This is a genomic window from Ensifer sp. 22521 (assembly GCF_052044795.1).
Taxonomy (GTDB): domain Bacteria; phylum Pseudomonadota; class Alphaproteobacteria; order Rhizobiales; family Rhizobiaceae; genus Ensifer.
On sequence record NZ_JBQENM010000013.1, the window covers coordinates 159406 to 171851 of the forward strand.

At 63.1% G+C, this 12446-nt stretch carries 12 protein-coding genes; 1 reads left to right on the plus strand and 11 read right to left on the minus strand.

The genetic code is table 11. The annotated features are described in order from the left end of the window. Positions 1-3 precede the first annotated feature (3 nt). The 4 genes from guaA to ACTJKE_RS21430 all read right to left on the minus strand — a co-directional run bounded on the left by guaA (position 4) and on the right by ACTJKE_RS21430 (position 3219). Complete coding sequence (gene guaA / locus ACTJKE_RS21415; RefSeq protein ID WP_058324584.1) at positions 4-1566, minus strand: glutamine-hydrolyzing GMP synthase; 1563 nt, start codon at positions 1564-1566, stop codon at positions 4-6. A 161-nt stretch (positions 1567-1727) separates the two neighbouring features. After that, positions 1728-2366, minus strand: coding sequence for a 5'-methylthioadenosine/S-adenosylhomocysteine nucleosidase (locus ACTJKE_RS21420; RefSeq protein ID WP_058326243.1), 639 nt, complete (start codon positions 2364-2366; stop codon positions 1728-1730). Then, positions 2363-2815 carry a PaaI family thioesterase gene (locus ACTJKE_RS21425; RefSeq protein WP_057247911.1) on the minus strand — a complete coding sequence of 151 codons (453 nt, stop codon included), beginning with the start codon at positions 2813-2815 and terminating at the stop codon, positions 2363-2365. The genes ACTJKE_RS21420 and ACTJKE_RS21425 overlap by 4 nt, the downstream gene beginning before the upstream one ends. A 35-nt stretch (positions 2816-2850) precedes the next feature. Continuing rightward, positions 2851-3219, minus strand: a complete 369-nt coding sequence (locus tag ACTJKE_RS21430) for a TspO/MBR family protein (RefSeq protein WP_245296031.1) — start codon at positions 3217-3219, stop codon at positions 2851-2853. A gap of 47 nt (positions 3220-3266) precedes the next feature. On the opposite strand from ACTJKE_RS21430, the gene ACTJKE_RS21435 reads away from it, so the two are divergent. After that, positions 3267-3821: a GNAT family N-acetyltransferase gene (locus ACTJKE_RS21435; RefSeq protein ID WP_058326245.1), complete on the plus strand. Its 555-nt coding sequence runs from the start codon at positions 3267-3269 to the stop codon at positions 3819-3821. A gap of 14 nt (positions 3822-3835) precedes the next feature. Here ACTJKE_RS21435 and ACTJKE_RS21440 read toward each other — a convergent pair whose 3' ends face one another. The 7 genes from ACTJKE_RS21440 to ACTJKE_RS21470 all read right to left on the minus strand — a co-directional run bounded on the left by ACTJKE_RS21440 (position 3836) and on the right by ACTJKE_RS21470 (position 12282). Beyond that, positions 3836-4921 (minus strand): DUF1513 domain-containing protein, encoded by a 1086-nt coding sequence (locus ACTJKE_RS21440; RefSeq protein ID WP_058326246.1) that lies wholly within the window; start codon positions 4919-4921, stop codon positions 3836-3838. 78 nt (positions 4922-4999) lie between these two features. After that, positions 5000-5989 (minus strand): magnesium transporter CorA family protein, encoded by a 990-nt coding sequence (locus ACTJKE_RS21445; protein WP_110878108.1) that lies wholly within the window; start codon positions 5987-5989, stop codon positions 5000-5002. A 328-nt stretch (positions 5990-6317) separates the two neighbouring features. Further along, the gene (locus tag ACTJKE_RS21450) at positions 6318-7433 is read right to left on the minus strand and encodes an imelysin family protein (RefSeq protein ID WP_058326247.1); all 1116 of its coding nucleotides are present in this window, start codon (positions 7431-7433) and stop codon (positions 6318-6320) included. Next, complete coding sequence (locus ACTJKE_RS21455) at positions 7433-8965, minus strand: di-heme oxidoreductase family protein (protein WP_440637215.1); 1533 nt, start codon at positions 8963-8965, stop codon at positions 7433-7435. The genes ACTJKE_RS21450 and ACTJKE_RS21455 overlap by 1 nt, the downstream gene beginning before the upstream one ends. A gap of 46 nt (positions 8966-9011) precedes the next feature. After that, positions 9012-10292 (minus strand): imelysin family protein, encoded by a 1281-nt coding sequence (locus ACTJKE_RS21460; RefSeq protein ID WP_058326248.1) that lies wholly within the window; start codon positions 10290-10292, stop codon positions 9012-9014. A 189-nt stretch (positions 10293-10481) separates the two neighbouring features. Continuing rightward, the gene (locus tag ACTJKE_RS21465; protein WP_057247918.1) at positions 10482-11771 is read right to left on the minus strand and encodes an RsmB/NOP family class I SAM-dependent RNA methyltransferase; all 1290 of its coding nucleotides are present in this window, start codon (positions 11769-11771) and stop codon (positions 10482-10484) included. Positions 11772-11907: 136 nt separating this feature from the next. After that, positions 11908-12282 carry a septal ring lytic transglycosylase RlpA family protein gene (locus tag ACTJKE_RS21470; RefSeq protein WP_057247919.1) on the minus strand — a complete coding sequence of 125 codons (375 nt, stop codon included), beginning with the start codon at positions 12280-12282 and terminating at the stop codon, positions 11908-11910. Between the last annotated feature and the right edge of the window lie 164 nt (positions 12283-12446).

A 12446-nucleotide genomic window follows, 5' to 3' on the forward strand; every position in this document is an offset into this window, starting at 1 on the left:
TGCTTATTCCCACTCGATCGTGCCCGGCGGCTTCGAGGTGACGTCGTAGACGACACGGTTGATGCCGCGGACCTCGTTGATGATGCGCGTTGCCGCGCGGCCGAGGAATTCCATGTCGTAGTGGTAGAAGTCGGCCGTCATGCCGTCGACCGAGGTGACGGCACGCAGCGCACAGACGAACTCATAGGTGCGGCCGTCGCCCATGACACCGACGGTCTGCACCGGCAGAAGCACGGCAAACGCTTGCCAGATGGCGTCGTAGAGGCCGGCCTTGCGGATCTCGTCGAGATAGATCGCATCAGCCTCGCGCAGGATCTCGAGCTTCTCGCGGCTGATGCCGCCCGGGCAGCGGATGGCAAGGCCCGGGCCCGGGAAGGGGTGGCGGCCGATGAAGCTGTCGGGCAGGCCGAGCTCGCGGCCGAGCACGCGGACTTCGTCCTTGAACAGTTCGCGCAGCGGCTCGACGAGCTGCATATTCATGCGCTCCGGCAGGCCGCCGACATTGTGGTGCGACTTGATCGTCACCGACGGGCCGCCGGTAAACGAGACGCTTTCGATCACATCGGGATAGAGCGTGCCCTGGGCAAGGAAGTCCGCGCCGCCGAGCTTCTTCGCCTCTTCCTCGAACACTTCGATGAACAGGCGGCCGATGATCTTGCGCTTGGTCTCGGGGTCGCTGACGCCTTCGAGTTCGCCGATGAAGCGGTCGGACGCGTCGACGTGCAGGAGGTGCAGGTTGTAATGCTCCTCGAACATCGCAACGACGTTCTTCGCCTCGTCCTTGCGCATCAGGCCGTGGTCGACGAGGATGCAGGTGAGTTGGTCGCCGACAGCCTCATGGATGAGGAGTGCCGCGACCGAGCTGTCGACGCCGCCCGAAAGCGCGCAGATCACCTTCTTGTCACCGACCTGGTTGCGGATCGCCTCGACCGCCTTGGCGCGGTAGGCCGACATCGACCAGTCGCCCTTGATGCCGGCGATCTTGTGCACGAAGTTGGCAATCAGCTTGGCCCCGTCGGGGGTGTGCACCACTTCGGGGTGGAACTGCACGGCGTAATATTTGCGCTTCTCGTCGGCGATGAAGGCGAAGGGCGCGTTGGCCGAGGTCGCGACGACCTCGAAGCCCTCGGGGATCGCGGTGACGCGGTCGCCATGCGACATCCAGACCTGGTGGCGCGAGCCGACGGACCAGAGGCCTTCAAACAGCGGGCAGTCCTTTTCGACTTCCAGGAAGGCGCGGCCGAATTCGCGGTGATGTCCGCTCTCGACCTTGCCGCCAAGCTGGGCGCACATGGTCTGCTGGCCATAGCAGATGCCGAAGACCGGCAGGCCGGAATCGAAGATAACCGAGGCCGCGCGCGGCGAGCCGATGTCGAGCGTCGAGGCGGGGCTGCCGGAGAGAATGACGGCCTTCGGCTTCAGCTGGCGGAAGCCTTCCTCCGCCGACTGGAACGGCACGATTTCGCAATAGACACCGGTTTCGCGCACGCGCCGGGCGATGAGCTGCGTCACCTGGCTGCCGAAATCGACGATGAGGACGGTATCGGGATGGGCTGTCTGGGTCATTGGGGGCCTTCAAACAAGCTTGATCATGGCGAGCCTTTAATGAAAGGCCGTCATCAGCGCAACGATTCAATTGCACCCCGACAATTCCGGGGTTTCAGAGCGGGATGAGGAAAAGTGTGTGCGGTTTTCCGACCGCATCCCGCTCTGACTTACGATCACATTTAGAGCCGGATCGCGCCGCTTGAGATCGCATTCTCCAACCGGTCGATCACGGCTGCAAGCTTCTCGTCGATGACGTGCAAATATTCCGTCCAGTCGCTGACGTGCTTGAGCTCGGCCTTGCCGTCGGAAATGCCGCGAAGCGCAATTAGCGGAACCCCGAAGGACTGGCAGGCGCGCAGGACCGCAAAGGTCTCCATCTCCACCATGTCGGCGTCGATCGTCTCGTACGCCGCGCCCGAGACGATGTTGGCGCCGGTCGAAAGCCGGGCCTCCGGCACGCCAGGAATCCTGAGCGGCAGCGGCACCACGGCCGGCAGGTCGAGAAACGGCGTTGCGCCCTTCTCGAAGCCGAGCGGCGAGGCATCCATGTCGCGATAGCCGACGGAAACGGCCTGGTAGACCTCCGTCTGTTCCAGCCTGGCGCCACCGGCGGACCCGAGCGAAACGACCAGATCGGGCAGGGCTCGCTCCGCGGCGAGCTCCGCGAGCGTTCGCGTCAGCACCACGGCGGCCTCGACCGGGCCGACGCCGGTCATCAGCGGTTTGATCCGCTGCTTGAGGTGCGTCCCGTATTCGGCATCCACGGCCATGACGTAGAGAACCCTGCGTCCGGCAACGGTTTTGACGGCAAAACTCATCCTTCGATCCCCTGGCGTCCGCGTACCACCATCATCGTCCCGGTCATCGAGGCGATCAGCTTCGCCGGCCCATCGGCGCGGATCGCGTAGCCGCGCCCGTCGGAGACGATGATCGTCGAGCCGGGTTTGGTCACTTCACCGCGAAACAGGAAACGCTCGCCGCGCCCCGGCGAAAGCAGGTTGACCTTGAACTCGATCGTCAGGATCGAGGCATCCGGGTCGATCACCGAATAGGCGGCATAGGTGCCGGCCGAATCCAGCGCCGCCGAGATCACGCCCGCATGCAGGAAGCCATGCTGCTGCGTCAGCTTGTCATCGAACGGCAGTTCGATCTCGACCGTGCCCTGTTCAACGAGCGTCAGTTCGGCGCCGACCGTGCGCATTGCCGCCTGCCGCGCGAAACTCTCACGGATGCGCTTTCGGAAATCGGGGGGATCACGGTCGTCCATCAGTCCACATGGCCTTTTTTTGTCGGGTGGCATCATTATGCCTGCGGGACAGTGGCACGCTCGTGAAGGTCCGACAAGTTCAATTCATGAGCAAAATCGAGCTGTTGAGCGTCGTCGCAAACGCAACCCAGGCGAGATAGGACCAGGAACAGCAGGGCCGAAACGCGATCCCGCCGCCGGCTTGCGACGACGAAACCGGCGACTGCAATCAATAGCGCGATGATCAGGGCCGAGGAGATGTCCTCAATCCCGAAGAACAGCGGCGACCAGAGGACGTTGAGGAACATCTGCGCCAGCCACAATCGCATGGCGGCGCGAGACCGAGACCAGTGGCGAATAGGACTGCGTACACGATCGTTCTGTTCATGGCCTCGACAGATAAAACAGACTTTCTGGCTTTCCATGGGGGCTGCCGTTTTGAAGCCGTGATCTGCCACCTATATCATGTGCCATGAAGAGCTTCAGACGCATCGACATCCGGCCGGCCGGTCCGGATGACATCATGATGATCGCCTCCGTCATCGTCGAAAGCTGGCGATCGACGTTCCGCGGACTGATTTCCGACGCCTTCCTCGATGGGATGAGCGTCGAAGAGCAGGCGCTGCGCCACGCAAGGCGCATGCGCGTCGCCGATGTCTTTCATCTGGTCGCGGTCGACATGAGCACGAACAAGGTGATCGGTTTTGCCAATTATGGAAAAGCCCGATCGATGCCGCCGCGTTTCGATCGCGAGCTCTATGCGCTCTATATCCTCAAGGAATTCCAAGGCGCCGGCATCGGCTCGGCACTAGTGCGCAGCGTTGCCGCCCATTGCCGGGAACTGGGCGGCAAGTCTCTGTTTGCCTGGGTGCTTTCCAGCAATCCGAACAGGGCGTTCTATGAGCACCTGGGTGCGGTTGCCGTCGGCCAGGGCCAGGTAAGCCTCGGCGGCGAAAACCACGACCAGACCGCCTATCGCTGGGACGATTTGGCAAAGCTCTCCGGCGCGGGCCGCTTTTCGGCCTGAGGCATGTCTCCGGCCTATGCCAAACGAACGATGTGCTGATCCCAGGCGACGCGGCTTTCGCGCGCCTTGAAGTGGCCGTCATAGGACGAAACGGCAAAGCCGTGCTCCGCGGTGGCGACCCCTGCTGCATCGACGACGCGCTCTTCCTTCAGCACCGTGCCGGTTCGGGCATCGAGCGTCACGGCCACGCCGCCCTTCGGCGAGGTCAGGCCAACAAGCCCTTCGTGCCGGTTGACCGCGATCGCGCCGACATAGTTCGCCAGCGCTTCCGTCGTGCGCTCGGGTAACGACAGGAATTTCAGGTCTTCGCCCTTGGAGAAGGATCCGACGAGCGGCGGCAGATCGTTGCGCGCGCCTTCGTACTGGCAGGCAAACCAGATCTCGCCCTTTGGGCCGATATCGACGTGCCGCGTCGAAAGACGGCTGAGGTCAGCAGGTAACCCGTGCCTCTGCACGAGCGCACCGGTTTTCGTGTCCACCAGCGTCAGGCTCGGCTCCATATGGTCGAGATTGAGCTTGGTGCGGCCGAAGTCCGGGTGGGTCTCGATGCCGCCATTGGCTATCGCAAGCAGGCGTCCGTCGGCAGCAAGTGTCATGTCGTGCGGACCGATGCCGTAGGTCGGGAATTCGCCGATGCGGGTGAAGTTGTCGGTGCCGTCATAGATGCCGACCATGCCGCGATTGCCGGCAAAGTCGTTCTCGGTGGCATAGAGCAGCTTGCCGTCCGCCGAGAAACAACCGTGACCGTAAAAGTGCCGGCCTTCTGCTGCAGCGATGACCACTGGTTCCGCTGAGCCGTCGGTCGGAAGGATCATCGCATAGGTGCCGGGCCGGCGGGCGAAGGCGACGGCGCGGCGGCTGACCGCTGAATAGGCCATGCCGTGCGCGCGCGCCGGCAGCGCCGTGCGGTCGATGATCTCGCCGGCTTCCGTCAGCGTTGCAACGCCATAGCTTCCATCCGGCGCCATGAAGGCCGAGGCAAAGACGGCATCGGCTCTGCCTAGGGCGAAAGCCCGGTCGGGCGCCAGGCTTGCCACCCAGGCTGCGCCTGCCATTTTCAGGAAACTGCGCCGGTCGATCAGACCCGTGGCGGCTGTCATGCCATCCTCGCTCGTCGTGGAAATCTGCGGCCCTGAACGGGGGGGCCGCTCAGGGCTGCGATATAGCAGGTTGCCGGGTCAGAGCCAGCCCCGGCGCTTGAAGTAGAAATAGGGCACGATCGCCGACATCACCATCAGCATCAGTGCCGCAGGATAGCCGAACTCCCACTGCAGCTCCGGCATCACGCCGAAGTTCATGCCGTAGATCGAGGCGACCAGCGTCGGCGGCAGGAAGACGACGGCGGCGACCGAGAAGATCTTGATGATCTGGTTCTGCTCGAGATTGATGAGGCCGAGCGTCGCGTCGAGCAGGAAGTTGATCTTGTTCGACAGGAACAGCGCGTGGTCGCCAAGCGAAGTTGCATCCCGCTGGATCAGCTTGATCCGCTGCCGGCTTTCCTTTCCCGCCTTGCGTGGCCCCATGCCTTCGAGCGCCACATGATAGGCGACGAGCCGACCGATGCTGACGAGGCTTTCGCGGATGACCGTCAGGAGGTCGCCCTTCTGGCCGATCTGCTCGATCAGTGACTGCAGGTCGCGTGTCTTCTTGGTGGCGCTGGCATTCGTCTTGCGGAACACCTCGCGAGAAATCGCATCGACCTCGCTGCCGGCACGCTCCAGCGCGTCTGCCGTGCGGTCGATGATCGCCTCGAGAAGACCGAGCATCACCAGTTCGCCGGTCTCGCAGATCTGGCCGTTCGCCTTCTGGATGCGGTTGGAAAAGGTCTGAAACGGCTTGGGGTCGGCATGGCGTACGGTGACCAGCGTCGCGCCCTTGAGGATGAAGGTCACCGGCACCTTGACCGGATACTCGCTGTCAAGCTTGGCGGTCGCCGTCATCGTCATGAACTCGGCACCGTTCTCCTGGTAGAGGCGGTCGGAAAGCTCGATTTCCTGCATCTCGTCACGGGTCGGGATCTCGATGCCGAGCTGGCCCTCGACCAGGCGCGTTTCCTCAACGGACGGATTGAAGAGGTCGAACCAGATGGCGGGCGTCGGCGATGCGATGCCGTCAAGCATGTCGACGAGCACGAGGTGGCTGTTCTGGCTTTTGTAGATGCGCAGCATATTGGGCTCCATAGGGCGAGTCATCCGACCGCCACGGAGCCCTGATCAAATCAGGACCGGACGGCCGTGAGCGTGAAGGCTCGACTTCGACTGTCGGGGTTCATTGTGAGTTGGTCCTTGTGGTGAAACGTGCCCGCGAGAGCGGACACGGGAAGCGCTTTGCGCCTAAAAGCCTTGATTGTCAACACTCTGAGTTTGAGCGGGATGCGGGTGGAAAACCGCGCACACTTTTCCTCATCCCGCTCTGGAGCGCGTGCGTTCAATTGAACGCACTTTGATGCGAGAGCATCTTTTCCGCTCCGGTGCCTACACCTGCGAGCGGGATGCTCTAGTCGCCGTCGGCGAAGGAGAAGCCGGCGCCAAGCCCGATCGCGCCGCCGAAATCCCTGTTCAGGCGGTTGAGGAGGTCATTGGTGTTGAGCGACAGGAAGGCGAGCTTGGCGCGCTTGTCGTCGTCAGTGAGCGCGGTGTCGATCGGTCCATCGATGTTGCCGGCCATGCTGATCACCGACTTGAAGACGAAGTCGGCCGAACCCGCCACGGAGCGGCTGTCTTCCGGCAGCAGGCTTTGCATGTCGGCGACGTCGAACAGCGTCTTCAGCCCGCGCACGTTGCCGGCGATCGAGGCCATGGTGTTGCCGGAACGCCAGTAGATCGCAAGCTTCGGATGCCCCTTGTCGTCCTTGCCTTCGTAGAACGGCTTCAGCCGCTGGTCCTTCACCGTCTCGACGCCATGGACGAGAATGCCGAGCAGTTCGGTGGCCGCCTCGCGATTGTCGCGGAATTCGGGATTGTCGGGGCCTGGGTTTTTCCAGGCGGCCTGGATGCCGTCGGGCTTCTGCCATGCGGCCAGGAATTCGTTGGCGATGTCATCGAGGTTCCCAGTGATCGCCAGGCCATAGCGGCAGCGGAAGTCGCCGTCCTTGCCCGAAAGCACCTCGGCGCCCGTGCCATAGAGAACATATTCGAGTGCGCCCAGCCCTTGCGCCGCGACGCTCTTGCCCTTGAGCTTGGCTTCGTCCGTTGCGCTTTCGTCCGCCTTCGAAAGGATCGCCTGCACCTGCTTGAGCCCGGTGCTCTTGCGATCGGGGTAGAAGAGGAAGCGTTCGAAGCGGTTCTGTTCGAGAGCCGGACCAAGCCTCACGACCTCGATCGCCGACCAGGCGCCGACCAGGTCGGAGAACGCACTCTGCGCGTTCTTGAGTGCCGGCTGCGACGGCGCCTCGCAGAGCTTCGCGGTCGCTTGCCTTGCAGCGGCGGTCTTTTCCGACAGATTGCGGTAGCCGGGAATGATGAAGTCGTCGACGGCCTTGGCCATGACGGCGGGCACGGCGGCCTCGTTGACGACACGCGGCGAGAGCGCGCTCCCCTCCTGAGCCATTGCGGGCAATGCGGTCGTCAGCGCCAGGGAGAATGCGAGGGTGAGCGTATGCGTAGAGGGCATCAGAGTGACTCCAGGAAGGCAAGGAGATCGTGGCGATCGCTTGCGGCAAGGGCGGCGAAAGCATCGCGGGCCGTCTGCCCTTCGCCGCCATGCCAGAGGATCGCTTCGGTGAAATTGCGGGCGCGTCCGTCGTGCAGCAGGAAAGTGTGCCCGCTGACGGTCTTCGTCAAGCCGATGCCCCAGAGCGGCGGGGTGCGCCATTCGCGGCCGGTGGCGACGCCCACTTCCTGGCCGTCCGCGAGACCTTCGCCCATGTCGTGCAGCAGGAAATCGGAATAGGGCCAGATGAGCTGGAAGGACTGCGCCTTGTTTGTTGCATCCCGGCGGGTGACGAATTTCGGCGTGTGGCAGCTCGTGCAGCCAAGGTCGTAGAGGACCTTCTTGCCGCGAAGCGTTTCGGCAAAGCTCGCCTTGCGACGCGCCGGAACGGCAAGGTTCTCCGAATAGAAGGTCACGAGGTTAAGCACCGGATCGGGCGCTTCGGTCGGACCAAGCCGTTCCTGCACACCGGTCGCCATGGTGAGGCATTTCGCTTGGGCGGCAGTGCAGTCGCCATGCGGCCGGTCGGCGTCGGGGGAGGAGATGCCGATATCGGTGGCAAAGGCATCGGCACTCTGCTGCCGCACGGTGGCATTCTGTGCCTTCCAGCCGAAACGTCCGATGGTCAGCCTGCCGGTCTTCGCGTCACGTCTGAGCGCCGGGCGGCCGCTGATCCCGTCGCCGTCGGCGTCGTCAGGATCGGCAAGCGCGAGGATGTCCGCCTCATGGATCGCCTCGATGAGGCCAAGCCCGATCATCGGCTGGGCCACGCGCGGCGAGAGCGTCGTTGCCGGATCGAGCGGCCCGTAGGCAAGATCGGCCACCGAATAACTTGGCCGGCGCAGCGAAACGGTCTCGCCGTCGGGGAAGGTGAACGGCTGCTCGGTGTAACTGACCTTCAGATGCCCTTCGGCAGCAAGGCCCGGCACGGCGCTATCCTGAAGCTGGGCACCATAGACTGGGTCCGGGAAGTTGACGACCTGATGCGTCTCGATCAACCGTCGCTCGTCGTCGTCGCGCGAAGGGCGCGCCAGACGGAAGAACATCGAAGTCGCATCGGTGGAGCCCTCCGGCGGGCGTCCGCGTCCGTCCTTCAGGTGACAGCTCTGGCAGGCGCGGGCGTTGTAGAGCGGGCCAAGGCCGTCGGAGGCTTGGGTCGAGGAGGGCGAGGAGACCCAGAGCTTGCGGAACAGCGCGTTGCCGAGCTTGAAGCCTCCCTCTTCCTGGAAGGTGAGATTGGCCGAAAACTGCGAGAAGCTGTCGGCATTGACGGGCGCGATCGAGGTCGCAGCACCACCGGACATGGCCTCGAAGCTTTCCGCCTTCGAGAAGTCATCGGTCGGCCGTGTGACCGTCAGGACGCGCTGGCGGTCCTTGATGTCGAGGTCAGTGCGTTCGATCGGAAGGCCGTCGCCGGCAAGGGCGGGCAAGGCGGTAAAGAGCGCCTGCGCAAAAAGAAGCGCGAGAAGGCGAGGAGCGCCAGTTTTCATCAGTAGAGGATCGGGCCGCACCGGTGCCGGCGCGGCCCGCCTTTTCAGCTTATTGGAAGACGGCGTTAGGATTGTCCAGGCTGTCGGAACCTTCAAGCTCGATCGTGCCGAGATCCAGTGACGCAATGACGCGCTGAACGGTCTTTGCCTGGGCGATCAGGCCGTCGATCGCCGCCTGCACGGTGGCGTTGCCCTCGGCATTGCCTTCGCCGATCATCTGGTCGTAGGCCTCGGTGGTTTCCGCGCGCTTGGCCATTGCCTGCATCTTCTCGACTGTGGTCGAAAGGTTGCCGGTCATTTCCTTGTCGAGTGCTGCGTCCTTGGCGGCAACGAGTTCCGAAAGCGACGGGCCGGTCATCTTCGTACCGTCGACGCGGGTGTACTCGCCCCTATAGGCCGACTGGATGCCGATCGCGTCGTGCAGATGCGAGTTGTGCGTGTTGTCGGAGAAGCAGTCATGCTCTTCTTCCGGATCGTGCAGCAGCAGGCCGAGCTTCATGCGCTCGCCGGCCAGTTCGCCATAGGAGAGTGAACCCATGCCGGTGAGGATGGCGACGAGGCCAGCCTTCGGGTCAGCCTCGACGGCCTTGGTTGCGGCACCGTCCGGTGTCCAGTTGGCAACCATTTCCTTGAGGTCGGAAACCAGGAGCTCGGTCGCGGCCTTCAGATAGGCGGCGCGGCGGTCGCAATTGCCGCCGGTGCAGGCCTTGGTGTCATAGTCGGTATAGGGGCGGTTTCCGGCGCCAGCCTTGGTGCCGTTCAGGTCCTGGCCCCAGAGCAGGAATTCGATCGCATGGTAGCCGGTGGCGACGTTCGCCTCGATGCCGCCGGCTTCCTGCAGCGTGCCCGCCAGGAATTCCGGCGTGATGTTGCTGGCATCGACGTCCTTGCCGTCGATCTTAATCGTCTTGTTGGCGATGACGTTGGCGGTGAACAGCGCGTTCTCGTCGCTTTCGCTGCCGTAGCTCGGGTCGACATAGTCGATCAGGCCTTCGTCCAGCGGCCAGGCGTTGACCTTGCCTTCCCACTCGTCGACGATCGCGTTGCCGAAGCGGTAGACTTCGGTCTCCTGGTAGGGGTTGCGGGCCTTCCGCCAGGCGTCGCGCGCGGCCTTCAGCGTTTCTTCGCTCGGCGTCGCGATCAGCGCGTCGACCGCCTTGTCGAGTGCCTCGGCCGTCGTCAGCGCATCTTCGAATTTGGCATGGGCGACGGCGGTGTAATGCTTCACCACGGCGGCGGCATCGGTTGCGGCGTGGGCCGGCTGCAGGGCCAACGCCGACGTTGCCGTCATGAACGCCAGCGCGGCGCCGCGGATGAATTTCTTGGTCATGACCCTCTCCTGTTGCTTCCTTCGGCGCAGCCGAGCGAGTGCGCAAACGCGGCATCGTTCAGGCGTCGGGCCATGAGAAAGGGCCCGGCCGGGCCCGCCTCTCATGAACCAAAAGCAAACTTGTGTCAAAGTGTATAGTTTAGAACGTTTTCAATCTGATGCGCGTGTTCTGACCATTGTCAAAAGGCGTCAACCCTTGCGTTGCATCAGGCAGAAGAAGAAGCCGTCCGTGCCGGTCGAGGCGGGCGTCAGCGTCACCGTCTTCATGTCGGCCGACCAGGGTTGCGGCTTGTCGGTTCCAAAGAGCGTCGCCCAGATGTCGGCTGCCGACAGGATCTCGAATTCCGGGTTGTCTTCGCAGAAGCCGTAGACCTGGGCCTCGTTTTCCTCAGGCAGTACCGAGCAGGTGACATAGATGAGGTGGCCGCCCGGGCGGACGAACTGGGCAGCGCTCGCCAGCGCTTCCTCCTGCTGGGAGATGCGCTCTTCAAGATTCTTCTGATTGAGGCGCCATTTCGTGTCGGGCCGGCGGCGCCAGGTGCCGGTGCCGGTGCAGGGCGCATCGACCAGTACGCGGTCGAAGCGGCCGGCGAGCGGCGCGAGGCTGTCAGTGGATTCATGCACCTGGACATTGCGGGTGCCGGCGCGCTTCAGCCGTTCGATGATCGGCGCGAGGCGTTTGCGGTCGGTGTCGTAGGCGTGCACCTGGCCCTTGTTGTTCATCGCCGCCGACATGGCGAGCGTCTTGCCGCCACCGCCGGCGCAATAGTCGAGCACCTGTTCGCCTTCCTGCGGAAAGGCGAGATCGGCAACGATCTGCGAGCCTTCGTCCTGGACTTCGAACCAGCCCTTCTGAAAGGAAAGCTCCGCCGTCACGTTCGGCAGGCGCGAGGCGCCTTCGCCGGCCGGAATGCGAATGCCGTTGCGGGCGATCGTCGCCGGTTCGGCACCGCTGCGCTCCAGCGCCTTCAGCACCTTGGCGCGCGAGGCCTTCAGCGTATTGGCACGCAGGTCGAGCGTCGGCCGGCCGGCGAGGGCCTTCGCTTCATCGAGCCAATCGTCGGAGAAGTTTTCCTCGAAGGAGGCCTGGACCCATTCGGGAATGTCGCCCTGGATGTGGGCTGCGGCGTCTTCGAGGCGGCGCGTGGCGAAGGCTTGCGCCATCTCGGCTGACGGCATCTCAGGCGCAAATTTGTCGCCGTCGAGTTCGGCAGCGAGCGCTTCCGGGGTGAAGCCCCATTGCCGGTACATGACGGCATGGCCGAGCGCCGACGCGCTGTCGCTGTCCATCAGGAAGGCGTGCGAGAGTTTCATGCGAAGGGCGTCGTAGACGATGTTGCCGATCGCCGAGCGATCGCCGGATCCGGCGAAGCGATGGGAGAGGCCCCAATCCTTGAGCGCGTCGGCGACCGGGCGCTTCCGCTTTTCGATATCCTCAAGAACCTCAATGGCTCCAGCGAGCCTGCCGCCCAAACGCATCTTCGATCAACTCCTTTTTCGCCGTGGTAACGGCGATGGCATCGAAGAGCAAGACGGCGGAGAAGATTAACCGCCGAGAATGGTCTTTCTCAAGTAAACCCACCTGACGATCGGTCGGATGGCAGTATTTCAAAAATCAGGAATTGATGACGCGATAACAGATGCTGGCGTGGCCGGAGCGGATCATGCCGATCTGCGAGGCTGCAGCCTTGGAAAGGTCGATCACGCGGCCACGAATGAATGGCCCACGGTCGTTGATCCGAACGATCACGCTCTTGCCGTTGCGCTTGTTGGTGACCTGAACCTTGGTTCCGAACTTCAGGCTGCGGTGGGCGGCGGTCAGGCGGGCGGCATTCATGCGCTCGCCGGAGGCGGTCTTGGAGCTCAGCGCGTACCAGGACGCGCCGCCGCAGCCGGCGCCGGCTGCATGGCTATCGGAAACGGAAACGAGACCGATAGCGGTCGTGAACAGCGCTGCAGCGGCAGCAGCCTTGATCTTCGCTGGCGTCAACTGGCGATCCCCTCGGTCAAATGGTTGAATAAAAATCTTCTGGGAACCGCTAATTGGGGCGAAAAATGGCGAAAACGTGCTTCAACCATTTACGATCTATTAGGATTTATTAAAAAATGACGAAAATTCAAAAACGAAGATTGTTTGAAATAGTTTAAATGGAG

Excerpts from the sequence above, each read along its gene's own strand:
- guaA (WP_058324584.1), bottom strand. The coding sequence starts at position 1,566 with ATGACCCAGACAGCCCATCCCGATACCGTCCTCATCGTCGATTTCGGC.
- ACTJKE_RS21420 (WP_058326243.1), bottom strand. The coding sequence starts at position 2,366 with ATGAGTTTTGCCGTCAAAACCGTTGCCGGACGCAGGGTTCTCTACGTC.
- ACTJKE_RS21425 (WP_057247911.1), bottom strand. The coding sequence starts at position 2,815 with ATGGACGACCGTGATCCCCCCGATTTCCGAAAGCGCATCCGTGAGAGT.
- ACTJKE_RS21430 (WP_245296031.1), bottom strand. The coding sequence starts at position 3,219 with ATGGAAAGCCAGAAAGTCTGTTTTATCTGTCGAGGCCATGAACAGAAC.
- ACTJKE_RS21435 (WP_058326245.1), top strand. The coding sequence starts at position 3,267 with ATGAAGAGCTTCAGACGCATCGACATCCGGCCGGCCGGTCCGGATGAC.
- ACTJKE_RS21440 (WP_058326246.1), bottom strand. The coding sequence starts at position 4,921 with ATGACAGCCGCCACGGGTCTGATCGACCGGCGCAGTTTCCTGAAAATG.
- ACTJKE_RS21445 (WP_110878108.1), bottom strand. The coding sequence starts at position 5,989 with ATGCTGCGCATCTACAAAAGCCAGAACAGCCACCTCGTGCTCGTCGAC.
- ACTJKE_RS21450 (WP_058326247.1), bottom strand. The coding sequence starts at position 7,433 with ATGCCCTCTACGCATACGCTCACCCTCGCATTCTCCCTGGCGCTGACG.
- ACTJKE_RS21460 (WP_058326248.1), bottom strand. The coding sequence starts at position 10,292 with ATGACCAAGAAATTCATCCGCGGCGCCGCGCTGGCGTTCATGACGGCA.
- ACTJKE_RS21465 (WP_057247918.1), bottom strand. The coding sequence starts at position 11,771 with ATGCGTTTGGGCGGCAGGCTCGCTGGAGCCATTGAGGTTCTTGAGGAT.